The sequence below is a fragment of the Amycolatopsis kentuckyensis genome (assembly GCF_002155975.1).
GTDB lineage: Bacteria > Actinomycetota > Actinomycetes > Mycobacteriales > Pseudonocardiaceae > Amycolatopsis > Amycolatopsis kentuckyensis.
Genome location: NZ_MUMI01000146.1, coordinates 1 through 22,844, shown reverse-complemented (window position 1 = coordinate 22,844; position 22,844 = coordinate 1). Strand labels below are relative to the sequence as shown.

The window sequence follows — 22,844 nt, the reverse complement described above, 5'->3', positions numbered from 1 at the left end:
CGGCGCCGGCGCCGCCGCCCACGGAAGCGCGGGTGAGCCAGGCGCAGGCCGCGCCGGAGAAACCGGCGGTCCCGGATCTCGGGCCGCTCGCGGAGCGGGCGCTGCTGACCGACGCCGATGTCGCGGAGGAAGGCGTCCAGCCGGTTTCCGGTGAGGCGTCGGGGTGCCTGGCGGACGGGCCGTCGGTGGGCCGCCGGACCGCGACCTGGCACTACCCGAGCGGGTCGGCGCTGATCCACCGCGTGCTCGCGTTCCCGGACCGGTCGGCCGCCCAGGCCGTCGCGGAGAACGAGTGCGAGGGCAAGACGGTGAGCTTCCCCGCCCAGCCCGGGGTCGAGCTGCAGCACGCCTGGTGCGACGGCAAGACCTGCACGGTGATGCTGGCCAAGGGGTCGCTGGTGTCCGAGCTGACGGTCTCGGCGAGCACCGAGGCCCGCGCGGTGGACGCGGCGAAGCGGCTGCTGCCCGCGATGACGGCGAAGCTCACCGCTCAGCCGTAGCGGCGGAACCATTCCTGGACGCCTTCGCGGCCGTCGGGGATGAAGGGCAGCTCCGGGGCCGGGTCGTCGATCCAGGCCCGCAGCTCGTCCAGGGTGATCCAGCGGCCTTCGACGATCTCTTCGGCCTGGTGACGGATCGGGCCGTCCCAGCGGACCTCGAAGGCGAAGTTGTGGCAGCGGTTGCGGCCGTCGTCGTAGACCTTGGTGAACAGGGGCACCGGTTCCACTCCCTGGACGCCGAGTTCTTCGGCGAGTTCGCGGCGGGCGCACTCGGCCGGGGTCTCGCCCGCGGCCACCACCCCACCGGCCCAGCAGTCCCAGGTGGAGGGGAACACATCCTTACCGGGTGTGCGCAGGTGCACGTAGACCGCGTTTCCGTCACCCGAACGGACCAGGACGACGCCGGCGGCGTGCCACAGCGCGCCGGCGCGGACCCGGGCGCGGGTGGTGCTGCCGACCACCGCACCGGCCTGGTCATAGAGGGCAACGAGTTCGTCACTGCCTGGCATGGGTGCATCGTTCCACTAGGGCGACCCCGTAGGGTGGTGACATGCGGCGGATCATGGGAACCGAAGTCGAGTACGGCATCTCCGTGCCGGGCGACGCGACGGCGAACCCGGTACTCACCTCCACCCAGGTCGTGCTGGCCTACGCGGCGGCGGCCGACATCCCGCGCGCCCGGCGGGCGCGGTGGGACTACGAGGTGGAGAGCCCGCTGCGGGACGCGCGCGGGTTCGACCTGACCGGCCCGGGCGGCCCGGGGCACGACCCGGACGTCGAGGACCTGGGTGCGGCGAACGTCATCCTGACCAACGGGGCACGGCTGTACGTCGACCACGCGCATCCGGAGTACTCGGCGCCCGAGGTGACGAACGCGCGCGACGCGGTCATCTGGGACAAGGCGGGCGAGCGGGTGATGGAGGAGGCGGCGATGAAGGCCGCCTCCGTGCCGGGCCAGCCGCAGCTGCAGCTGTACAAGAACAACGTCGACGGCAAGGGCGCCAGCTACGGCACGCACGAGAACTACCTGATGGCCCGGTCGACGCCGTTCACCGCGGTGATCGCGGGGCTGACGCCGTTCTTCGTCTCGCGGCAGGTCGTCACCGGCTCGGGCCGGGTCGGGATCGGCCAGCAGAGTGAAGAGGCCGGGTTCCAGCTCTCCCAGCGTGCGGACTACATCGAGGTCGAGGTCGGCCTGGAGACCACGCTCAAGCGCGGGATCATCAACACCCGCGACGAGCCGCACGCGGACGCGGACAAGTACCGGCGGCTGCACGTCATCATCGGCGACGCGAACATGTCGGAGTACTCGACGTACCTGAAGGTCGGGACGACGGCGCTGGTGCTGGACCTGATCGAGTCGGGCATCCGGTTCGACGACCTGAAGCTGGACGAGCCGGTCAAGGCGGTGCACCAGATCAGCCACGACCCGACGCTGAAGGTGCAGGTCGCGCTGGCGAACGGGAAGAAGTACACCGGGCTGGACCTGCAGTTCGCCTACCACGAGATCGCGTCGCAGAACCTCGAGCGCACCGGCGCCGACCAGGCCTCGAAGGAGGTCCTGCGGGTCTGGGGCGAGGTGCTGGACGCGCTGGCGCGCGACCCGCAGGAGTGCGCGGACCGGCTGGACTGGCCGGCCAAGCTGCGGCTGCTGGAGGGCTACCGGCAGCGGGACAACCTGGCCTGGGGCGCGCCGCGGCTGCGGCTGGTGGACCTGCAGTATTCGGACGTGCGGCTGGCGAAGGGCCTGTACAACCGGCTCGTCACCCGCGGGTCGATGAAACGCCTGGTCTCGGAGGAAGAGGTGCTGGCCGCGGTGACGACGCCGCCGTCGGACACCCGCGCGTACTTCCGCGGCCGGGCGCTGGAGAAGTACGCGACGTCGATCGCGGCGGCTTCGTGGGATTCGGTCATCTTCGACGTGGGCAAGGAGTCGTTGGTGCGGATCCCGACCTTGGAGCCGCTGCGGGGGACGAAGGCGCACGTCGGCAAGTTGCTGGACAACGCGGCGACGGCGGAGGAGCTCGTGGAGGCGCTCACCGGTTCGGACTAGGCGGGACGCACCAGCGATCGCGGCGTGACCCCGAATGTCGGGGGCGCTGGGTAGGCTAGGAAACATCAGCCACACCGGGAGGCGAGATGGCCCAGGAAAAGATCGAAAAGCACGGCGGTGGTGACTCCGACGAGGAGTTCGACGACACCGGCGCGGCGGGTCAGGAGCGGCGCGAGAAGCTCGGCGAGGACGTCGACACGATCCTCGACGAGATCGACGACGTGCTCGAGGAGAACGCCGAGGACTTCGTCCGGGCCTACGTGCAGAAGGGCGGCGAATAGCCGCTCGGGGCTCCGCCCCCTTGCCGACCGTTCAGCCGGCGGCCGGGGTTCCGCGTGACGGGTTGCCGCACGCGGGGCTCCGGCCCGCACAGATGGGATTTTTGAGCACGTATGGACAACACCAGGGGCATCTCGGGTCCCGCGCTGCCGGCCCCGTACTTCTCGTCGGCGACGTCGTCGTTTTCGGACTTCCTGCGGGTGCAGGCACCGGAGTTGCTTCCGGAGCGGCGGGTGACCGGCGGCGTGGCGGAGCTGGGCGTGCCGCACGGCACGACGATCGTCGCGTGCACGTTCGCCGGCGGTGTGCTGATCGCGGGTGACCGGCGCGCGACGTCGGGGAACCTGATCGCGAGCCGCGACATCGAGAAGGTGCACGTCACCGACGAGTACTCGGCGGTCGGCATCGCGGGCACGGCGGGGCTGGCCGTGGAGATGGTGCGGCTGTACGCGGTGGAGCTGGCGCACTACGAGAAGATCGAGGGCGTCTCGCTGTCGCTGGACGGCAAGACGAACAAGCTGGCCGGGATGGTCAAGGCGAACCTCGAGATGGCGATGGCCGGGCTGGCGGCGATCCCGTTGTTCGTGGGGTACGACCTGGAGGCCGAGGACGCCAAGCACGCGGGCCGGATCGTCTCGTACGACGCCGCGGGCGGCCGCTACGAGGAGAACGGCGGCTACGCGGGCATCGGCTCGGGTTCGCTGTTCGCGAAATCGGCGTTGAAGAAGCTGCACGACCCGGACGCCGACGTCGAAGGAGCGGTGCGCGTCGCCGTGGAGGCGCTGTACGACGCGGCGGACGACGACACCGCCTCGGGCGGCCCGGACCTGGTCCGGCGCATCTTCCCGAGCGTCGTGACGATCACCGCCGAGCACGGCGCCGTCCAGCTGTCGGAGTCGGAGACGGCGGCGGTGGCCGAAGCGGTGGTGGCCGGGCGGATCGAGCGCCAGCAGCGCCGGCTGTCCTGACGCGGGGCTTGAACCAGTGAACGTTGGAACACCGAAAGACCTGGAGCGCACACCGTGACGATGCCGTTGTATGCCTCTCCCGAACAGCTGATGCGGGAGCGTTCCGAGCTGGCGCGCAAGGGCATCGCGCGCGGCCGGAGCGTGGTGGTGCTGAAGTACTCGGGTGGCGTGCTGTTCGTGGCGGAGAACCCGTCGGCGACGTTGCACAAGGTCTCCGAGATCTACGACCGGATCGGCTTCGCCGCGGTCGGGCGCTACAGCGAGTTCGAGAACCTGCGGGTGGCGGGCATCCGCCACGCGGACCTGAAGGGCTACCAGTACGACCGCCGCGACGTGAGCGCCCGCGCACTGGCGAACGCGTACGCGGCGACGCTGGGCAGCATCTTCACCGAGCAGCTGAAGCCGTTCGAGGTGGAGATCTGCGTGGCGGAGGTGGGCGCAACCTCGGCCGAGGACCAGCTGTACCGCTTGACCTACGACGGCTCGATCTTCGACGAGCCCCAGTACGTGGTGATGGGCGGCCAGACGGACAAGATCTCCACAAAGCTGAAGGAGACCTTCGAGGACGGCCTGGACCTCCAGGCGGCGCTGGGAGTGGCGGTGGCGGCCCTCCGAACGCCAACCCAGCCGGCTTCGGGCTCGTCGGCGGGCTCGTCATCCTCATCGGCGAACGCATCCCCGAACGGAAACGGCGAGGCGGACCCGATCAAACTGGAGGTGGCGGTCCTGGACCGCGACCGCCCCCGCCGCATGTTCCGCCGCCTGACGGGCGCGGCCCTGGACACCCTGCTCCCGGTCCCGGACCCGCAGGGAGAAGAGCCGGAGAGCAAGCCAGAAGGCGAGTAAAGACCCGAGCAAGCGGGGCCTGGCCACCCGCCAGGCCCCGCTCCGCGCGGCGCGGCAGAAAGCACGCCGAACAGTGAGAAACGCTGCCACGCACGCGATGAGCGCCGAGCAGTGAGAAAACGCTGCCGACGCACGCGATGAGCGGCGAGGGCCGAGCGCCGAGGGCCGAATGGGGGCAGCGAGGAAGGCCCGCCACGCCACCGCACGCGATGAGCGCCGAGCGGCAAGGACCGAGGCGCGAGCGCTGACGGGCGAATGGGGGCAGCGAGCAAGGCCTGCCACGCCACCGCACGCCACCACCAACCACACCCCCCTGCCGACCCGATACGCAGCCAAATCAGCGGCCGTCAGGCCGTGTCAAGGCACGCTTTCCCGCCTTGACACGGTCTGACGGCCGTTGAACAATCCGGCGTTCGGGCCGGCGGGGAAAACTCGGCGAATACAACCCACTCGAGAAGAACCCCCAGAGAAGCCCAAGCTCAAGACGCCGCAGAAGAAGTCCGAAAAGTCTGGTCAGCAAAGGCCAGCAGATACGGCAGCGTAGCCCGGGCAGTGTGCCAGGTGTGGTTGAACCCCCGCTCGGCGTGAACCACAGCCTCCTGCCCCCGAGCATGCAGCGCATCGGCAATCCGCCGAGCCGTCGCCACATCCGTCGGCGCCCCGGTGCCCACGGCCAGCATCACCGAGATCGGCGCCGAGAACCGCATGGTCGGCAGGTACCGCCGAGGCGTGTTGGCGGCGATGGCCGCACGGTTCCCGTCGAGAATGCCGACGGAGTCGTTGAGGTCGTCGTAGGGCAGGGCGATCACCAGCGTGGCGAACTCGTCGACGTGGTGCAGCCCGATGTTGAGCGCCCCGAACCCGCCTCCGGACATCCCGCCCAGCGCCCGGTGGGTGCGATCGGCCAGCGTCCGGTACCGCTGGTCGATCGCCGGGACCACGGTCCCGGCCAGGTAGCTCTCCAGCTGCGGCCCACCGGGCACGTTCAGGCACTCCCAGTCGGTGCTGGGGGTGCCGGCGGTCATGTCCACGCTGACCACGATCATCGGGGCGATGACATTGGCCTGCTGCAGCGCCTGCAACGTGCCGGGGGCGTCTCCCGAGGTGAGCCAGTCCCGGGGACCGCCGAAGGGGTACCCGTGGATGAGGTAGACCACCGGGTACCGGCGCTTCGGGTCGGTGTCGTACCCCGGCGGGAGGATGACGTAGTTGCTGCCCGACGGGATCCCGTGCGCCGGGTCCGGGAGGTTGACGACGTCGATCCGCTGCCCGCCGGCCGCGGCGCCCGCCCCGGGGCGCGGCGCGGACGGCGAAGCGGAATCCGACGACGGCTCGGGGGTCTCGCTGCCGTCGTCGAGCAGGCGGCCGGCGAAGCTGACCACGCCGGGGCCGCGCTGGAGGAGCCGGGCGAGGTCGTCGGAGGTGCGGACGTACCCGACGTAGCTGTTGACCCCGGTCACCGCCGCGACCAGGAGGAGCACGCCGAACGCCGCGAACCCCCAGCGCCGGACGCGGCGGCGGTACCAGAGCGCGATCATGACGGCGAGAACGGCGACGGCCGCCGAGGCGAAGCCGAGCCAGATCAGCGGCGACTCGAGCGGGCCCAGGTCGCGGGCGCGCGCGGTGACGTCACCCGGCAGCACGGGGTCGCTCGCGGCCCGGTGGATGATGCTCGCCAGGCCGTGCCCGTCCATCGAATCCCCGCTCGTCCCCTGGCCGCGGGCAGGCGTGCCCGCGACTCGATCGCGAAGCTAGCGAGGACTGGCTGTGGGTTCGTTGAGAGAAGGTAAAGCAACCTTCAGAGCCGGTAGAGCGTCAGCGCGCTGGGCCGCGACCGGAAGCGGAACCGGTTGCCGAGCGGGCCGACCTCGCCGTCGGTGGCGACGCGGCGGTTGCCGTCGAGCAGCTCGACGTCCAGCTCGGGCAGGTCGAGCTCCTGGTAGACGTGGCTGGCGGCGAGGCTGCGGGTGATCATCGCCAGCAGGAACCGGGCGCGGGAGTAGGGCAGGTCGGCGCGCAGGTAGCGGATGTCGAGCAGGCCGGTGTCCAGCGCGGGCCGCCGGCTCGGGGCGAACCCCTTCGGCGCGTACGTGCCGTTGCCGACGAACAGCAGCCAGACCTGCGTCCGCTTGCCGTTGAGCCGGACGGTCAGCGGTTTGGCGTGCCGCAGGGTCCTGGCCAGCGCGATCGCGGCCGACGGCCACTTCGGGTGCTTTTCCTGCAGCTTCTCGCGCAGCCGGACCATCTCGGGGTAGCCGCCGAGGCTGGCGGTGTTGACGAACCAGCGGTGGTCCGGGTCGCCGGCGCCGTCGATCTCGACTTCGCCCAGGTCGACGCGGACGGCGTTGCCGACCTCGGTCGCGGCGTCGGCGTCGGGCATGGAGCTGACACCGACGTCGCGGGCGAAGTGGTTGAGCGTCCCCGCCGGGACCAGGGCGAGCGGCAGGCCGCGTTCGGCGGCGACCGAGGCCACCGCCGCGACGGTGCCGTCGCCGCCCGCGACGGCCAGCGCGCGGACCGTGCCGCGGGCGTCGATTTCGGCTTCGAGCTGGGCACGGAGGCCCCGCTCGGGGTCCGGGTAGAGCAGCGTGGCCTTCGGCCAGGCGAACTTGACGTCCTCGGTCGGGTCCTGGCCCGCGACCCCGGAGTTCGGGTTGACGACCGCGAGCATGTCCTCGCCGTCGACCATCTCGGGGGCGTCCGCGTCGTGGGCCGTGCGGCCCGGGACGTCGTCGTGCAGCGGCCACCAGTGCCGGGTGGCCAGGCCGACGCCGACGCCGATGCCCAGGCCCACACCGACGTCGGAGGGCCAGTGCACGCCGGTGTGGACCCGCGAGTAGGCGACGGCCAGCGCCAGCGGCGCCACGGCGAGCCCGGCCCGCGGCGACTCCATCGCCACCGCCGTGGCGAAGGCCGCCGCGGACGCGGAGTGGCCGGAGGGGAACGACGAGGACGTGGGCCGTTTCCGCAGGCGGCGGTGCATGGGCACCTCCTCCTCGGCCGGGCGGCGGCGGGGGAACAGCGGCTTGCCGATCAGGTTGGCCGCGGCGCTGGCGCCGGCGATCGCGACGACCCCGCGCAGCGCACCGCGGCGCGTCGGGCCCTTGCGGCTGGCCAGCAGCGCGGCGACGACCCACCACAAGCGCGACTTGTTCGCCGATCTCGACAGCGTCATCAGCGCGTCGTCGGCCTTCGAGACGGGCAGCGAGGCACTGCGGCGCATCAGGGCGCGATCGGTCCGGCCGACCCGCCGGAAGGCCCGGATGAGCTGGTGTGACAAGGAGTCCGCCTTCCGCGTGACGTCAAGGGCCGTGCTCCAATCGTGCCGTATTCGGGGTGAATTCACCGTCTGTGGCCTACTGGGGGCGTGTCGACGCCCGAACGGCGCACCGTCGGAGGGGGTCCAGCGCCTACTCTGGTGGAATGCAGCGGCGGATCTTTGGCATCGAGACCGAGTTCGGGGTCACGTGCACCTTCCACGGACAGCGCAGGCTCTCGCCCGACGAGGTGGCGCGCTACCTCTTCCGGCGAGTCGTGTCGTGGGGACGCTCATCGAACGTCTTCCTGTCGAACGGCTCCCGGCTCTACCTCGACGTCGGCTCGCACCCCGAGTACGCGACGGCCGAGTGTGACGACCTGGTCCAGCTGGTCACGCACGACAAGGCCGGGGAGCGGATCCTCGAGGACCTGCTGGTCGACGCCGAACGGCGGCTCGCCGACGAGGGCATCGGCGGCGACATCTTCCTGTTCAAGAACAACACCGACTCCGCGGGCAACTCCTACGGCTGTCACGAGAACTACCTGGTGACCCGGGCGGGCGAGTTCTCCCGGATCGCGGACGTGCTGCTCCCGTTCCTGGTGACCCGCCAGCTCATCTGCGGCGCCGGCAAGGTGCTGCAGACCCCGCGGGGCGCGGTCTACTGCCTCTCCCAGCGTGCCGAGCACATCTGGGAGGGCGTCTCCAGCGCGACGACCCGCTCGCGGCCGATCATCAACACCCGCGACGAGCCGCACGCCGACGCCGAGCGCTACCGGCGGCTGCACGTCATCGTGGGCGACTCGAACATGGCGGAGCCGACGACCATGCTCAAGGTCGGCTCGGCGAACCTGGTGCTCGAGATGATCGAGGCCGGCGTCCAGTTCCGCGACTTCACCCTGGACAACCCGATCCGGGCGATCCGCGAGATCAGCCACGACCTCACCGGCCGCCGCCAGGTGCGGCTGGCCGGCGGGCGCGAGGCCTCGGCGCTGGACATCCAGCGCGAATACCACGCCCGCGCGGTCCAGCACATCAAGGACAACGGCACGACCGCGGCGAACGAGCGCGTCGTCGAGCTGTGGGGCCGGGCCCTGGACGCGGTCGAGCAGCAGGACTTCGGCAAGATCGACACCGAGATCGACTGGGCGATCAAGCACCGGCTGGTCGAGCGCTACCGGCACAAGCACGACCTGGACCTGTCCAGCCCGCGCATCGCCCAGCTCGACCTCGCCTACCACGACATCCGCCGGGGCCGGGGCATCTTCGACCTGCTCCAGCGCAAGGGTCTGGTCCGCCGGGTCACCGACGACGGCGAGATCGAAGCGGCCAAGGACACCCCGCCCCAGACGACCCGGGCCAAGCTGCGCGGCGACTTCATCGCCGCCGCCCAGGCCGCGGGCCGTGACTTCACGGTCGACTGGGTGCACCTGAAGCTGAACGACCAGGCCCAGCGCACGGTCCTGTGCAAGGACCCGTTCCGCTCGGTCGACGAGCGGGTGGAACGCCTGATCAGCTCGCTCTGACCCCGGTACCGCCGAAGGGCGCGCCGGGCGTCCCCTTCGGCGGTACCGACGAAAGTCGCGTGGCGGGTGCGGCAGGATCGCGGCATGCGTGTCGTGCTGCTCGTCTGCGCCCTGCTGGTCTCGATCGCGGTCCCGGCGTCGGCGGGGGAGCGCCCGCTGACGTGGGAGCTCAAGCCGACCGGCGTCACGGCCCAGTTCCGCGGCTTGTCCGCGGTCAGCGCGCGGGTGGCCTGGGTCAGCGGCACGCAGGGCACGGTCCTGCGCACCACCGACGGCGGGGCCACCTGGAAGTCCGTCGGGCCGCCCGGGACCGGGACGCTCCAGTTCCGCGACATCGAGGCCTTCGACGCCGACCACGCCGTGACCCTCTCCATCGGCCCGGGTACCGACTCCCGCGTCTACCGGACCGACGACGGCGGCGCGCACTGGCGCCAGACGTTCCAGAACACCGACGCGGCGGCGTTCTACGACTGCCTCGCCTTCTTCGACCCGTGGCGCGGCCTGGCGATGAGCGACCCCGTCGACGGCCGGTTCCGGGTCCAGGCCACCTTCGACGGCGGCCGCAGCTGGCGTCCGGTGCCCGACAGCGGCTTCCCGCCCGCGCTGCCGGGCGAGGCCGGGTTCGCGGCCAGCGGCCAGTGCGTCACCACGGCCGGGCCGTTCGACGCCTGGCTCGCGACCGGTGGCGGCGCGACCGCCCGCGTCCTGCACTCCGGTGACGGCGGCCGGCACTGGACGGCGTCCGGCACGCCGTTGCCGAGCAGCCCGTCGGCGGGCGTGTTCGCGCTGGCCTTCCGCTCGCCGTCCCAGGGCGTCGCGATCGGCGGCGACTTCGCGAACCCGACCGCGCCCGGCCCGGCCGTCGCCCTCACCCGGGACCGCGGCCGCACCTGGACCACACCGGGCCAGTACCCCGCCGGCTACCGCTCGGGCCTGGCCTGGCGCGGCGGAACGGTCCTGGCGGTCGGCCCCGGCGGCAGCGACACGAGCCAGGACGGCGGCCGGCACTGGACGTCGTTCGACACGGGCAGCTTCGACAGCGTGGACTGCGCCGGGACCGCCTGCTGGGCGAGTGGCGCACAGGGCCGCGTCGCCCGGCTTCGCTAGAGGACCTGGCCGGTCGGGCGGACCAGGATCTCGTTGACGTCCACCGAGGGCGGCTGCTGGAGGGCGTAGAGCACCGCGCGGCCGATGTCTTCGGGCTGCAGGCGGGGCTTCCGGCGCTGTTCGTCGCTGAGGATGTCGGTGTCGGTGATGCCGGGGTTGATCAGCGTGACCCGCACGCCGGTGCCGACGGCCTCCTCGCGGATCGCGCCGGCCATCCCGGTCACCGCCCACTTGGTCACGGAGTACAGGCTCGCGTTGCGGATGTAGCGGCCGGCCACGGACCCGGTGATCAGCAGGTGGCCGGCGGTTTCCCGGAGCGCGGGCAGGGCGGCGCGGGCGGTGTAGGCGGCGCCGAGGACGTTCGTGCGGACCATCGGCTCCCACGCGCGCGGGTCGGGATCGTCGTCGCCGAAGAAGGAGGTCCCGACCCCGATCCCGGCGTTGGCGAAGGCGGCATCGAGCCGCCCGAACTTCTCGACGGCCGCGGCGACGGCCCGGGAGATGCCCGGCCAGTCGCCGACATCGGCACCGAGCGCGAGCGCCCGGTCCGCACCGAGCTCGGCGGCGAGCGGGGCGACGGATTCGAGCTTGCGGGCGACGAGGGCGACCTTGAACCCGGCTTCGGCGGCCAGGCGCGCGGTGGCGGCGCCGAGGCCACGGGAGGCACCGGTGATGAGGAGAACGCGATCTTCCATGAGCTCCAGGTTAAGGCGGCTTCGCGGATCGAGGTTCTCGTGGGATTGGTCCTCACAACGCTGGCACGGGCCGGACCGCCCGCGGCTGGTCGCGCTGGGCTGGGGATCAGCACGTGCCGGCCACGCAGCCCACCCGCGGCTGGCCGCGCCGGGCTAGGGCGTCAGCACGAGCCGGCCGCGCAGCCCGCCCGCGGCGAGCCGCTCGTGAGCGACCGCCGCCTCCGCCAAGGGCATCACTCCGGCCACTCGCAACGGGAGCGTGCCGTTCTGCGCCAGGCGGGCCAGCTCGGCCAGGCGCTCGCCGTCCGCGCGGATCCAGACGGTGCGGACGCGGATCCCGCGGAGGGGGATCGGGGCGGCTCCCGCGGCGAAGGCCACGAACTCGCCGCCGCCGCGGACCGCGTCGAGGGCGTCCAAGCCGAGGAGTGCGGTGTCGAGGGCGGCGTCCGCGCCACCCGGGACCACCGCGCGGACCCGGTCGGCCAGCGAGGGGCCGCGCGGCACGAACTCGTCCGCGCCGAAGGCCCTGACCTGCGCTTCGTCGGCTTCGGAAGCCACCGCGACGACCCGGAGTTTGCGCGCGTGCGCCAGCGCGACGGCGTACCCGCCCACCGCCCCGGCCGCCCCGGTGACCAGGACCGTCCCGGTCGTGTCGACCAGGTCGAGTGCCTGGGCGGCGGTCAGTGCGTTCAGCGGCAGGGTCGCGGCTTCGGCGGGGGAGACGCCGGCCGGCGCGGGGGCGACCGCCGACGCGTCCAGCACGATCTGCTCGGCGTAGGCACCGAGCGGCGTGGCGATCCGGTCACGCAGGCCGAGCACGGCGTCGCCGGCCCGGAACCCGGTGTCCCCGGCGTCGTCGATCGACCCGGCGACGTCCCAGCCCAGCCCGAGCACCTCGCGCGGCGGGACCACCCCGGCCGCGCTCAGCGCCCCGCTGCGGGTCGCCAGGTCCACCGGGTTCACCGCGGCCGCCGCCACCCGGATCCGGACCTGCCCGGGGCCCGGCTCCGGGACCGGTACCTCGACGAACTCCAGCACTTCCGGCCCGCCGAACCGGCGGATCACCATCGCACGCATCCGAACCTCCTTCCCGGCGAACGTAGGGGGAGCTACTCTCCATCGGGAAGTACGCACTTGCAGGTGCCCACCGCACGGTGACGTTCGCAAGAGGGAGGTGCACCCCGGTGCCCACGCGCACGGCGGAACAGCGGCGGCAAGCCGAAAAAGCCGCCTACGACGCCTACCTGGCGGCCTGCCCGACCCGGAAGCTGCTGGACGAGATCGCCGGCAAGTGGGTCAGCCTGATCCTCGTCGCGCTCGGTGACGGGCCGCAGCGCTACAGCGACCTTTCGCGGCGGATCGCCGGGGTCAGCCAGAAGATGCTCACCCAGACCCTGCGGGTGCTCGAACGGGACGGCCTCGTCCGCCGCGAGGTCACCCCGGCGGTGCCCGTCCGCGTCGACTATTCCCTTACGCCACTGGGGGAATCCCTGCGGGCGCTGATGGCCGGGTTCAAGGACTGGGCCGAGGCGAACTTCGAAGCCGTCGACGCCGCGCGAAGCGATTACGACGCGCGTACCCCGGACCTCACGATCGGGCCGGGCGGCGCGGGCTAGGCTCTACCGGGTGTCCACCGCACGCGCCGAACGGCTGGTCAATCTGGTGCTGGCCCTGTTGTCCACCCGGCAGTACCTCACTGCCGAGAAGATCCGCGGCATCGTGCCCGGATACGGCGACGCGGCCAGCGACGACGCCTACTTCCGGATGTTCGAGCGGGACAAGACCGAGCTGCGCGAACTCGGCATCCCCCTGGAGACCGGCCGCAACTCCGCGTTCGACGCGATCGAGGGCTACCGCATCGCCCGCCGCGACTACGAACTCGGCGAGATCGACCTCGCCCCCGACGAAGCCGCCGCCGTCGCGCTGGCCTCCCGGCTGTGGGATTCCCCGGAGCTGACCGGCCAGGCGCAGGGCGCGCTCGTGAAGCTGCGCGCCGCCGGCCTGGAGGTCGACGACCAGGCGCCCACCGTGGTCGAGCCGCGGGTACGGGCCGAGCCGGCGTTCGGGCCGCTGCTGGCCGCGGTCCAGAACGGCCAGGCCGTGCGCTTCGAATACCGCCGCAGCGGATCGCCGGAGCGGATCATGCGCACCCTGGAGCCGTGGGGCGTGGTGTCCTGGCGGGCCCGCTGGTACGTCGTCGGGCACGACCGCGACCGCGGTGCCACCCGCTGCTTCCGGCTCTCGCGCGTCACCGGGCAGGTCCGCCCGGTCGGCAAGCCCGGCGAGGTCCGGCGCCCCGAGGGCGTCAACCTGCTCAAGCTCGTCACGGCCACCGGCGACAGCGAGCCGTCGCCGGTCACCACCGCCCGCGTCTGGGTCGCCGACGGCCGCGCGGCCGGGGTCCGGCGCCGCGGCACCGTGGTCGGGCGCGCCACCGTCGACGGCGAAGAGGGCGACCTCGTGGAGATCGGCCTGCTCTACCCCGAATCGGCCGCCGACTGGATCAGCGCGCAGGGTCCCGACGTCGTCGTGCTCGAGCCCGACGTGCTGGCCAAGAGCGTGCAGGACCGCCTCGAGGCCGTCGTCGCCCGGCAGGTGAGCGCCCGGTGAGCGGGTCCACCGACCGGATGCCGAGGCTGCTCGCGCTCGTGCCGTACCTGCTGGCGCGCCCGGGCGTCCGCATCGACGACGCGGCGCAGGACTTCGACGTCACGCCGAAGCAGCTGCGCAAGGACCTCGAGCTGCTGTGGATGTGCGGGCTGCCCGGCTACGGCCCCGGCGACCTGATCGACCTGTCCTTCGAGGGTGACACGATCGTCGTCACCCACGACGCCGGCATGAACCGCCCGCTGCGCCTGACCGGCGGCGAGGCGACCGCGCTGCTGGTGGCGCTGCGGGCGCTGGCCGAGACGCCGGGCGTGGTCGACGGCGACGCCGTCCGCCGCTCCATCGCCAAGATCGAGGCCGCCGCCGGGCAGGCGCAGCCGGCCGGCGTGGTCGTCGGCGGGGGAGTGCGCGAGGGCAAGAAGACCGCGCGGACCCGCGAGGAGGTCGCCCGGGCGCTGCAGGACGGGCGCGCGCTGCGGATCCGCTACTACACCGCCTCGAAGGACCAGATCACCGAGCGCACGGTCGACCCGATGCGGCTGCTGATCGTCCAGGCCGTCGGCTACCTCGAAGCCTGGTGCCGCCGCGCCGAGGGTGTCCGGCTGTTCCGGCTCGACCGGATCGACGAGCTGACCGTCCTCGAAGAGCCGTCGCGGCCGCCCGCCCACGCCCACCCCACCGACCTCTCCGACGGTGTCTTCCGCGAGCGTCCCGACCAGCGGGAGGCCGTCCTGGTCCTCGACCCGGACGCACGCTGGGTAGCCGAGTACTACCCGTGCGAGGAACTCGACGAGCTCGACGGTGGCCGGCTGCGGATCCGGATGCGCTACGCCGACCAGTCGTGGATGGTGCGCCTGGTGCTGGGATTGGGCGGGGAAGCGCTGGTGGAGAGCCCGGCCGACCTCGCGTCCGACGTCGGTCGCCGCGCCGCCGACGCCGTGGCCCGAGCCCGTCACCTTCCGTCAACCTGCGACCACTAGGCTGACGGCGTGCCGTACCTGCCCACCGCCGTGCTCATCGTGCTCGGCCTCGCCGTCCTCGTGGTCCTTTCGGTGCGGACCGTCAAGGTCTTGCGTGCTTTCCGGCAAACCACAAGCATGGTGGTGACGAACACCCAGGACCGGGCGGGGCTCGTCCGGGCCAGGGCGGCGGGGCTGCGGGTCGCGTTCGCGCGGCGCCGCCACAAAGCGGAAAACCAGTAACATCCCTACCAGACGCAGATAGGAGGCCACCATGCTGAACGGATTGCAGCCGTGGCATTTGATCATCTTGGTGCTCGTCGTCGTGCTGCTGTTCGGGGCCAAGAGGCTTCCCGACGCGGCCCGGTCCATCGGCAAGTCCATGAAGATCTTCAAGGCCGAGACCAAGGACCTCACCGGCGACAAGGCCGCGGCGCACGAAGACGCCGTGCCTGCCGACACGAAGCAGATCCCGGCCACGCCCGCCACGCCCGCTTCGACCGACCAGCAGGTCGCCGACCTGCAGCGTCAGCTCGACGAGCTGAAGAAGCAGCAGGCCGCCGAGCAGCCGCAGAAGAACGTCAGCTGAGCGGCTAGGCCACACCCGGTCCCCCGTCCACGGAGCGCGCCGATTCCGGCGCGCTCCGGCGGACTCCGACGAGAACGGAACAACCCGTGGCGGAATCCGCCTCCGGAAACGGTGACAGCCGCCGCTCCATGCGGCGCAAGCGCAGCCGTCGCACCAACCCCGACGGCACGATGACGCTCATCGAGCACATCTACGAGTTCCGCCGCCGCCTCGGCTTCGCGCTGCTCGCCGTCGTCATCGGCGGCATCTTCGGGTTCATCTGGTTCGGCACCAAGCTCGGCCCGATCCCGTCGCTCGGCGACCTCGTGAAGGACCCGTACTGCGCCATCCCGCCGGATCGGCGGCTCGACAGCGCCGACGGGTGCCGGCTGCTGCAGACCGTGCCGTTCGAAGCGTTCATGACGCAGCTGAAGGTCGGTATCGCGGCCGGGGCCGTGCTCCTCTCGCCGGCCTGGCTGTACCAGCTCTGGGCCTTCATCGCGCCCGGCCTGTACAGCAAGGAACGCAAGTACGCGCTGACCTTCGTCGGGTTCGCGTCGGTGCTGTTCGCCGCGGGCGCCGTGCTCGCCTACATCCTCTTCCCGCACGCCCTGCAGCTGCTCATGGGCTTCGGGCAGGACGCCTTCGTCACCGCGCTGACCGCGGACAAGTACATCTCGTTCCTGCTGTCGCTGCTGATCATCTTCGGGATCAGCTTCGAGCTCCCGCTGCTGGTGGTGATGCTCAACCGCGTCGGCGTGGTCAAGTACGTGCAGCTGAAGAAGTGGCGGCGCGGCATCGTGTTCGCGCTGTTCGTCTTCGCGGCGTTCGCCACCCCCGGTTCGGACCCGTTCTCCATGCTCGGCCTCGCCGGCGCGCTCACCGTGCTGTTCGAGATCGCCGTGCAGATGGCCCGCTTCCACGACCGCAAGCTGGAGAAGGCCCGCGGGGACGAGGGCTGGGACAAGCTCGCCGACGACGAAGCCGCGCCGTTCGACTACACGCCGAGCACCGTCGACGACGAGCCGTCCGCCCCGACCGCGTCCGGCGGCCGGTCGAGCACCGACGACGTCACCTAGTGGGGATCCACGCCGCGCTCGCGGTGCACCCGGCGTCGGGGCACGGCGCGGCCGCCCGGATCGCCGACACCGTCGCCGAGCGGCTGCGCGCGGCGGTCGACCGGCTCGACGTGCTGGTCGCCCACTCCGTCGAGGAGTCCCGAGCGCTGATGCGGTCGTCCCACGCCGCCGGGCTGGACGTGCTGATCGTGCTCGGCGGGGACGGCGCCGCCCACCAGGGTGTCCAGTTCTGCGCGAACAACGACGTCGCGCTGGGCCTGGTCCCGGCGGGCACCGGCAACGACTTCGCCCGCGCCCTCGGCGTCCCCGGCGAGCCGCTCCCGGCGGTCGACGCGCTGGTCGCGGCCCTGCGCTCGGGTGCCCGCCGGCGCATCGACCTCGGCCGCGCCGGTGACACCTGGTTCGCGACGGTGCTGTGCGCGGGGTTCGACGCGAGCGTCAACGAACGCGCCAACCGGCTGCGCTGGCCGTCCGGCCCGCGCCGCTACGACGTGGCGATCCTGGCCGAGCTGGCGTCGTTCCGGCCGCGGCCGGTGGTCGTCGATACCGGCACCGGCCGCCTCGAACTCGACGCGACGCTCGTGGCGATCGGCAACACGCGGTTCTACGGCGGCGGCGTCCCGATCTGCCCGACGGCCGACCCCGAGGACGGCGTCTTCGACGTCACGATCATCGGGCACGCCACCCGCCGCGGCCTGATCCGCATGCTCCCGGGCCTGCGCACCGGCAACCACGTCACCCACCCGGCGGTCCGCACCCTGCGCGCCCGCTCGGTGACCCTGGCCGGCAACACCTGGCCCGCCTACGCCGACGGGGAACCGCAGGGCACCGTGCCGGTGACGGCCACCTGCGTGCCGGGCGCGCTCACCGTCCTGGCCTAACGGTCGTAACCGCCCGCCCGCGCCACCAGGTGCCGGAAGTGCGCCGGCGTCAGCAGCCGTCCCGAGTCGGCGAAGTAGACGCCGCCGCAGCGGTGGCAGAACCAGCCCTGCTCCCACACCTGCTGCGCCGCCGGGACCCCGCGCCGCTGCCGCCGGTGCGCCCGCACGCGGCGGACGTACAGCCAGACCAGCACGCCGGTGGCGACGTACACCCCGAACGCCGGCACCGAGAGCACCGCGAAGCCCAGCACCTTCGATGCCGCGCCGCCCGGGGGCGGGTCGTCGGATGCCGAGAACGGCAGCAGCAGGAAACAGCTGCCGACCATGGCCAGCAGGATCGCCGCCGCCAGGAGGCCGCCACCGCGGCGTGGGGGAGGGAAGGGGTCGAGGGAGCGGGCGACCGCGGTCACGGAAACCCCGCTGACCTGGCTGCTCGTCACGAGCACGCCGTCGCCGGCCGGGACCGCGACCGCCGGGCCCTGGCCGCGGTAGAACGAGTGGCCCCCGTGGTAGACCGCGGGCACGTGCTGCACCTGGTCCAGCAAGCCGCAGCTCGGGCACGGTTCCGTCATGCCCGCTCCGACGCGGCCGGACCCGAACCGGTTCCGCGGTCCCCCGCGGGTGTATAACGACCTGTACAGCGGGTCGAAGTACGCAACGTGCGAACTGTCGGAGGGGTGTGAAACCCTGACGAGGTGGCCAGTAGCCCTTCTCCGTCCCCGGCCGAGGCCTATGCGGCCTCCACGCGCCGCGGGAAGCACCCCCAGCTGACGCGCTTCGCCGCGGAGGTGTCCTTCGAGTTCGACCAGTTCCAGATCCGCGGATGCCAGGCTCTCGAGGACGGCCACGGCGTGCTGGTCTGCGCGCCCACCGGGGCGGGCAAGACGGTGGTCGGCGAGTTCGCCGTGCACCTGGCGCTCGCCGAGGGCCGCAAGTGCTTCTACACGACGCCCATCAAGGCGCTGTCGAACCAGAAGTACGCCGACCTGGTGGCCCGCTACGGCACCGACGCCGTCGGCCTGCTGACCGGGGACACCTCGGTCAACGGCAACGCGCAGGTGGTCGTGATGACCACCGAGGTGCTGCGCAACATGCTCTACGCGGGCTCCTCCACGATCACCGACCTCGGGTACGTCGTGATGGACGAGGTCCACTACCTGGCCGACCGGTTCCGGGGCGCGGTGTGGGAAGAGGTGATCCTGCACCTGCCGGAGCACGTCCGCGTGGTCGGGCTGTCGGCGACGGTCAGCAACGCCGAGGAGTTCGGCGAGTGGCTGGTCGAGGTCCGGGGCGACACGACGGTCGTGGTCGACGAGCACCGGCCGGTGCCGCTCTGGCAGCACATGCTGGTGGGGAACCGGCTGCTGGACCTGTTCGCCGGGGACGACGTGCACGCGCCGAACGCCGAGCTGCGGATCAACCCGACCCTGCTGCGCCGGACCGAGGAGATCGGCCGCCAGTACGCGCCGGCCGGGTTCCGGGGGCCGCGGGGCCGGCGGGGTGCGCCGCCGCGGATGCCGCGGTTCCGGCCGCCGTCGCGGGTCGACGTCGTCGAGCAGCTGGACCGGGCCGGGCTGCTGCCGGCGATCGTGTTCATCTTTTCGCGCGCGGGCTGCGACGCGGCGGTGGCGCAGTGCGTCCGGTCGGGGTTGCGGCTGAACGGGCCGGGTGAGGTCGAGGAGATCCGGCGGGTCATCGAGGAGCGCACGGCGGATCTGCCCGAGGGCGATCTGGGTGTGCTGGGGTACTGGGAGTGGCGGGAGGCCCTGGAGCGCGGGATCGCCGGGCACCACGCGGGGCTGCTGCCGGCGTTCAAGGAGACCGTCGAGGAGCTGTTCGTCCGCGGGCTGGTCAAGGTCGTGTTCGCGACGGAGACGCTGGCACTGGGGATCAACATGCCGGCCCGCACGGTCGTGCTCGAGCGGCTGGTGAAGTACAACGGCGAGGCGCACGTCGACCTGACGCCGGGGGAGTACACGCAGCTCACCGGCCGGGCCGGGCGGCGCGGCATCGACATCGAGGGGCACGCCGTCGTCGCGTGGCAGCCGGGGGTGGATCCGAAGCAGGTCGCCGGGCTGGCCTCGACGCGGACCTATCCGCTGCGGTCGTCGTTCCGGCCGGGCTACAACATGGCGGTCAACCTGGTGGCGCAGGTCGGCGCGGCCGAGGCGCGGGAGCTGCTGGAGCAGTCGTTCGCCCAGTTCCAGGCCGACCGGTCGGTGGTGGGGACCGCGCGCCGGATCGAGCGGAACAAGGAAGCGCTGAAGGGCTACACGGCCGCGGTGACCGGCGACTTCGACGAGATGCTCGAGTACGTCGAGCTGCGGGCGAAGCTTTCGGCGCGGGAGAAGGCGTTGTCGCGGCAGAACACCGCCGCGCGGCGGGCCGGGACGGCGGAGTCGCTGGAGAAGCTGCGCAAGGGGGACGTCATCGCGGTGCCCGCGGGCCGGCGGGCGGGGCTGGCCGTGGTGGTCGACCCGGGCCTGGACCCGATCCGGGAGCCGCGGCCCGTGGTGGTGACCGAGGACCGGTGGTCGGGGCCGTTGTCGGTGGCGGACTTCCCGGCGCCGGTGGAGGCGCTGGGGCGGATCAAGCTGCCCAAGCACATCGAGCTGCGGTCGCCGCGGACGCGCCGGGACATCGCCGCGACGCTGCGCAACGCCGGGATTTCGCTGCCGGGCCGGCAGAAGCGGCGATCGGGCGCGAACGAGGACGGGGAGCTGGCGGCGTTGCGGCGGGCGCTGCGGGCGCACCCGTGTCACGGGCTGGCCGAGCGGGAGGCGAACCTGCGCTGGGTGGAGCGGTACCAGCGGCTGGCCGCGGAGACGCAGCAGCTGGAGCGGAAGGTCGCGGCGACGACGCACTCGCTGGCGCGGGCGTTCGACCGGATCCTGGCCCTCCTGGGTGAGCGCGGCTATCTGGGGCCGGAGTCGGCCGGCGACGGTGAGGATCGCGTCACCGAGCACGGCCGGCGGCTGACGCGGCTCTACAGCGAGTCGGACCTGCTGGCCGCGGAGTGCATCCGGCACGGCGTGTGGCGCAAGCTCAACCCGGCCGAGCTGGCCGCGGTCGTGTCGACGCTGGTGTTCGAGGCGCGCCGGGACACCGCCGGGGAGCCGCGGCTGCCGGGCGGGGCGGTGCCCGAGGCGTGGCAGGAGACGGCGCGGCTGTGGGTGGAGCTGACCGAGGACGAGCGGCGGCACCGGCTGGACCGGACGCGGGAGCCCGACGCCGGGTTCGCGTGGCCGGTTTATCGCTGGGCGCGGGGTGAATCCCTGGAGAAGGTCCTCACCGCGGCCGAGGCCAACGGCCAGGAGCTGTCGGCCGGTGACTTCGTGCGCTGGTCGCGTCAGGTGATCGACCTGCTCGACCAGATCCGGGACGTGCTGGGCAAGGCGGATCCGGTGGGCGCCGCGGCCGCGGAGGCGGTGAAGGCACTCCGGCGGGGAGTCGTGGCCGCGGGAGCGGCGTGATATCCGTGTAAGGCCTGCTCCAAGCGGCGGAGGCGGTGAGCGTGGGCACGTGTGCTCGGCTCCGACCTGTGGTTGGATCGCGTTCGACACCGTGTGTGCGCGGCTTGCCGGTGTTTCGGGGTGGACAGCGAGATGAGTGAAGCAGGCGGAGGCAGACGATGAGCACGCCGTATGGCGGCAACGACCCACAGCAGCCCCAGTACGGGCAGCAGCCGGGCGGCGCGTACCCGCCGAGCGGCCCGCAGGAACAGCCGCAGTGGGGCCAGCCGCAGCAGCCTTCTTACGACCCGAACCAGCAGCAGCAATGGGGCCAGCCGCAGCCACCCCAGCAACCGCAGCAGTGGGGGCAGCAGCCGGGCGGTTACGCCCCGCCGCAGCAGCCCCAGTGGGGCCAGCAGCCGCCACCGTACGGCCAGCAGCCCGGCGGCGGGTATCCGCAGAGCGGCCCGCAGGCGCAGCCGCAGTACGGGCAGCAGCCCGGCGGGGCGTACCCGCAGAGCGGTCCGCAGGCGCAGCCGCAGTACGGCGGGCAGCAGCCGGGTGGGCAGTACGACTACGGCCAGCAGCAGTTCCCCGGCACGGCCGCGCCGGAGGGGGAGCAGCCGGCGAAGTCGAAGAAGGGCCTGCTGATCGGCGTGGTCGCGGCGATCGTCGCCGTGGCGGTGTTCCTGGTGCTGGGGTTCGTCGCGCCCGGGTTCCTGAAGACGCAGGTCTTCAACAACACCCAGATGCAGACCGACGTGCAGAAGCTGCTGACCGAGACCTACAAGATCGACGGCGTCACCGGCGTCACCTGCCCGGCCGAGCAGAAGGTGGAGGACGGGGCGAAGTTCGAGTGCACCGCCACCATCGCCGGGAAGCCGCAGCAGGTGCCGATCACGGTGAAGGGCGACGGCGGCAACTACGAGGTTTCCCCGCCCGTCGCCAAGTAGCGTGACCTCCGGGCCCGGCCGCCGGTGAATTCGGTGGCCGGGCTCCGGCGTTTCCGGAGATGATCCGGGCATGAGCGACTTCGAGATCCGGACGCTGGGCACCGAGGAGCACCGGGCGGCGAGCAACCTGTTCCGGGAGACCGTGCACTTCCCGCCGTCCGACGACGCCGAATGGGTGTACGCGGCGCGGTACTACCAGCCCGGTGGCGCGGTCGGGGCGTTCGATCCGGAGCTGATCGGCACGGCCCGTTCGTTCGACGCGGAGCTGACGGTGCCCGGCGGGGCGCGGCGGCCGATGGTGGGTGTCACTTCGGTGGGGGTGCGGGCCGACCGGACTCGCCGTGGGGTGCTGCGGGCGATGATGACGGCGCAGCTGGAGGACTTCGCCGCGCGCGGGGTGGTGTTCGCGAACCTGCTGGCGTCGGAAGCGGGGATCTACGGCCGGTTCGGGTACGGCCTGGCCACGCGGTACCGCGCCTACAGCGTCGACCGGCACCGGGCGCGGCTGCGGCCGGACGCCCCGGTGGGCGGGGAGCTGGAGCTGCTGGACCTCGACCGGGCCCTGGAAGTCTGTCCCGGTGTGTACGACGGCCTCGAGCGCCGGCCGGGGATGATGTCCCGGCCGGAGGTGCTGTGGCGGCTGTACGAGATGCAGCTGCGGCGGCACACCACGCCGGCGAAGGCGGTCGTGCACCACGGTCCCGGCGGGCCGGACGGCTTCGCCGTCTACCACGTGGCGGGGCCGCAGGCGCACCCGTGGACCAAGACCCTGGAAGTGGGGGACCTGTTCGCCGGTTCCCCGGCGGCGTTCGCGGGGCTGTGGCGGTTCCTGCTCGGCCTCGACCTGGTGGACCGGATCGCCGTCGAGGCGCAGCCGCTCGACGACCCGATCGACCTGCTGCTGGCCGATCACCGGAGCGGGACCGTCGACCGGATCGGGGACGAGCACTGGATCCGGCTCGTCGACGTCCCGGCCGCGCTGGCCGCCCGGGCGTACGGTCCCGCCGAGCCGGTGGTGCTCGAGGTGACCGATCCGCTGCTGCCCGGCAACAGCGGCACCTACCTGGTGACGCCGGACGGCGCCGGGCGCACCGACCGGCCCGCCGGGCTGCGCC

General features: G+C 72.4%; 23 protein-coding genes. 17 read left to right on the top strand and 6 right to left on the bottom strand.

Features of this window, described 5'->3' with window-relative positions; translation table 11 throughout:
• Positions 1-500: hypothetical protein (locus tag CCN39_RS15625; RefSeq protein ID WP_086842669.1), on the top strand; the 500-nt coding region annotated here is incomplete at its 5' end.
• Here CCN39_RS15625 and CCN39_RS15620 read toward each other — a convergent pair.
• On the bottom strand, positions 491-1,009 hold the full coding sequence (locus CCN39_RS15620; protein WP_086842668.1) for an NUDIX hydrolase: 519 nt from the start codon (positions 1,007-1,009) through the stop codon (positions 491-493). The genes CCN39_RS15625 and CCN39_RS15620 overlap by 10 nt on opposite strands.
• Before the next feature lie 41 nt (positions 1,010-1,050).
• Between CCN39_RS15620 and dop the strand changes: the two genes are divergently transcribed.
• The 4 genes from dop (at position 1,051) to prcA (ending at position 4,646) form a co-directional block, all read left to right on the top strand.
• A complete protein-coding gene (gene dop, locus CCN39_RS15615) occupies positions 1,051-2,553 on the top strand; it encodes a depupylase/deamidase Dop (RefSeq protein ID WP_086842666.1) in 1,503 nt (500 codons plus the stop codon).
• Positions 2,554-2,639: 86 nt separating this feature from the next.
• Complete coding sequence (locus tag CCN39_RS15610) at positions 2,640-2,834, top strand: ubiquitin-like protein Pup (protein WP_013226725.1); 195 nt, start codon at positions 2,640-2,642, stop codon at positions 2,832-2,834.
• Between the two features lie 111 nt (positions 2,835-2,945).
• On the top strand, positions 2,946-3,800 hold the full coding sequence (gene prcB / locus CCN39_RS15605; RefSeq protein WP_086842664.1) for a proteasome subunit beta: 855 nt from the start codon (positions 2,946-2,948) through the stop codon (positions 3,798-3,800).
• Positions 3,801-3,854: 54 nt separating this feature from the next.
• The gene (gene prcA, locus CCN39_RS15600) at positions 3,855-4,646 is read left to right on the top strand and encodes a proteasome subunit alpha (protein WP_086842662.1); all 792 of its coding nucleotides are present in this window, start codon (positions 3,855-3,857) and stop codon (positions 4,644-4,646) included.
• 479 nt (positions 4,647-5,125) lie between these two features.
• Here prcA and CCN39_RS15595 read toward each other — a convergent pair whose 3' ends face one another.
• Positions 5,126-6,340 (bottom strand): alpha/beta hydrolase, encoded by a 1,215-nt coding sequence (locus CCN39_RS15595; RefSeq protein WP_086842660.1) that lies wholly within the window; start codon positions 6,338-6,340, stop codon positions 5,126-5,128.
• Positions 6,341-6,444: 104 nt separating this feature from the next.
• Positions 6,445-7,926: a bifunctional phosphatase PAP2/diacylglycerol kinase family protein gene (locus CCN39_RS15590; protein ID WP_086842658.1), complete on the bottom strand. Its 1,482-nt coding sequence runs from the start codon at positions 7,924-7,926 to the stop codon at positions 6,445-6,447.
• A gap of 143 nt (positions 7,927-8,069) precedes the next feature.
• Here CCN39_RS15590 and pafA point away from each other — a divergent pair, with 143 nt between their 5' ends.
• Both pafA and CCN39_RS15580 read left to right on the top strand, forming a co-directional pair.
• Entirely contained in the window at positions 8,070-9,428 is a 1,359-nt protein-coding gene (gene pafA, locus CCN39_RS15585) for a Pup--protein ligase (RefSeq protein ID WP_043784126.1), read from the top strand.
• A gap of 84 nt (positions 9,429-9,512) precedes the next feature.
• Positions 9,513-10,535 (top strand): WD40/YVTN/BNR-like repeat-containing protein, encoded by a 1,023-nt coding sequence (locus CCN39_RS15580; protein ID WP_086842657.1) that lies wholly within the window; start codon positions 9,513-9,515, stop codon positions 10,533-10,535.
• On the opposite strand, the gene CCN39_RS15575 is transcribed toward CCN39_RS15580, so the two are convergent.
• Positions 10,532-11,230, bottom strand: coding sequence for an SDR family oxidoreductase (locus CCN39_RS15575; protein WP_086842655.1), 699 nt, complete (start codon positions 11,228-11,230; stop codon positions 10,532-10,534). The genes CCN39_RS15580 and CCN39_RS15575 overlap by 4 nt on opposite strands.
• A 153-nt stretch (positions 11,231-11,383) precedes the next feature.
• The gene (locus CCN39_RS15570; protein ID WP_086842653.1) at positions 11,384-12,307 is read right to left on the bottom strand and encodes an NADP-dependent oxidoreductase; all 924 of its coding nucleotides are present in this window, start codon (positions 12,305-12,307) and stop codon (positions 11,384-11,386) included.
• 107 nt (positions 12,308-12,414) lie between these two features.
• Between CCN39_RS15570 and CCN39_RS15565 the strand changes: the two genes are divergently transcribed.
• The 7 genes from CCN39_RS15565 to CCN39_RS15535 all read left to right on the top strand — a co-directional run bounded on the left by CCN39_RS15565 (position 12,415) and on the right by CCN39_RS15535 (position 17,324).
• A complete protein-coding gene (locus tag CCN39_RS15565) occupies positions 12,415-12,846 on the top strand; it encodes a winged helix-turn-helix transcriptional regulator (RefSeq protein WP_086842651.1) in 432 nt (143 codons plus the stop codon).
• Positions 12,847-12,856: 10 nt separating this feature from the next.
• Positions 12,857-13,840, top strand: a complete 984-nt coding sequence (locus CCN39_RS15560; RefSeq protein WP_086842649.1) for a helix-turn-helix transcriptional regulator — start codon at positions 12,857-12,859, stop codon at positions 13,838-13,840.
• Positions 13,837-14,817 (top strand): helix-turn-helix transcriptional regulator, encoded by a 981-nt coding sequence (locus CCN39_RS15555; protein ID WP_086842647.1) that lies wholly within the window; start codon positions 13,837-13,839, stop codon positions 14,815-14,817. The genes CCN39_RS15560 and CCN39_RS15555 overlap by 4 nt, the downstream gene beginning before the upstream one ends.
• Before the next feature lie 9 nt (positions 14,818-14,826).
• Positions 14,827-15,039, top strand: a complete 213-nt coding sequence (locus tag CCN39_RS15550) for a bacteriophage holin (protein WP_086842645.1) — start codon at positions 14,827-14,829, stop codon at positions 15,037-15,039.
• 31 nt (positions 15,040-15,070) lie between these two features.
• A complete protein-coding gene (gene tatA / locus CCN39_RS15545) occupies positions 15,071-15,385 on the top strand; it encodes a Sec-independent protein translocase subunit TatA (protein ID WP_086842643.1) in 315 nt (104 codons plus the stop codon).
• 86 nt (positions 15,386-15,471) lie between these two features.
• Positions 15,472-16,443 (top strand): twin-arginine translocase subunit TatC, encoded by a 972-nt coding sequence (gene tatC, locus CCN39_RS15540; RefSeq protein WP_086842641.1) that lies wholly within the window; start codon positions 15,472-15,474, stop codon positions 16,441-16,443.
• Positions 16,443-17,324, top strand: coding sequence for a diacylglycerol/lipid kinase family protein (locus CCN39_RS15535; RefSeq protein ID WP_086842639.1), 882 nt, complete (start codon positions 16,443-16,445; stop codon positions 17,322-17,324). The genes tatC and CCN39_RS15535 overlap by 1 nt, the downstream gene beginning before the upstream one ends.
• Here CCN39_RS15535 and CCN39_RS15530 read toward each other — a convergent pair.
• Entirely contained in the window at positions 17,321-17,896 is a 576-nt protein-coding gene (locus tag CCN39_RS15530) for a hypothetical protein (RefSeq protein ID WP_086842637.1), read from the bottom strand. The genes CCN39_RS15535 and CCN39_RS15530 overlap by 4 nt on opposite strands.
• Positions 17,897-18,019: 123 nt before the next feature.
• Here CCN39_RS15530 and CCN39_RS15525 point away from each other — a divergent pair, with 123 nt between their 5' ends.
• The 3 genes from CCN39_RS15525 to CCN39_RS15515 form a co-directional block, all read left to right on the top strand.
• On the top strand, positions 18,020-20,797 hold the full coding sequence (locus CCN39_RS15525; RefSeq protein ID WP_086842635.1) for a DEAD/DEAH box helicase: 2,778 nt from the start codon (positions 18,020-18,022) through the stop codon (positions 20,795-20,797).
• Between the two features lie 158 nt (positions 20,798-20,955).
• Entirely contained in the window at positions 20,956-21,729 is a 774-nt protein-coding gene (locus tag CCN39_RS15520) for a DUF4333 domain-containing protein (RefSeq protein WP_086842633.1), read from the top strand.
• Between the two features lie 70 nt (positions 21,730-21,799).
• On the top strand, positions 21,800-22,844 hold a 1,045-nt coding region (locus tag CCN39_RS15515; protein ID WP_086842631.1), incomplete at its 3' end, for a GNAT family N-acetyltransferase.

Coding starts and splice junctions, on each gene's coding strand:
- tatA (WP_086842643.1), top strand. CDS start 15,071: ATGCTGAACGGATTGCAGCCGTGGCATTTGATCATCTTGGTGCTCGTC.
- CCN39_RS15575 (WP_086842655.1), bottom strand. CDS start 11,230: ATGGAAGATCGCGTTCTCCTCATCACCGGTGCCTCCCGTGGCCTCGGC.
- pafA (WP_043784126.1), top strand. CDS start 8,070: ATGCAGCGGCGGATCTTTGGCATCGAGACCGAGTTCGGGGTCACGTGC.
- CCN39_RS15580 (WP_086842657.1), top strand. CDS start 9,513: ATGCGTGTCGTGCTGCTCGTCTGCGCCCTGCTGGTCTCGATCGCGGTC.
- CCN39_RS15610 (WP_013226725.1), top strand. CDS start 2,640: ATGGCCCAGGAAAAGATCGAAAAGCACGGCGGTGGTGACTCCGACGAG.
- CCN39_RS15570 (WP_086842653.1), bottom strand. CDS start 12,307: ATGCGTGCGATGGTGATCCGCCGGTTCGGCGGGCCGGAAGTGCTGGAG.
- CCN39_RS15595 (WP_086842660.1), bottom strand. CDS start 6,340: ATGGACGGGCACGGCCTGGCGAGCATCATCCACCGGGCCGCGAGCGAC.
- CCN39_RS15520 (WP_086842633.1), top strand. CDS start 20,956: ATGAGCACGCCGTATGGCGGCAACGACCCACAGCAGCCCCAGTACGGG.
- prcB (WP_086842664.1), top strand. CDS start 2,946: ATGGACAACACCAGGGGCATCTCGGGTCCCGCGCTGCCGGCCCCGTAC.
- dop (WP_086842666.1), top strand. CDS start 1,051: ATGCGGCGGATCATGGGAACCGAAGTCGAGTACGGCATCTCCGTGCCG.
- CCN39_RS15620 (WP_086842668.1), bottom strand. CDS start 1,009: ATGCCAGGCAGTGACGAACTCGTTGCCCTCTATGACCAGGCCGGTGCG.
- CCN39_RS15530 (WP_086842637.1), bottom strand. CDS start 17,896: ATGACGGAACCGTGCCCGAGCTGCGGCTTGCTGGACCAGGTGCAGCAC.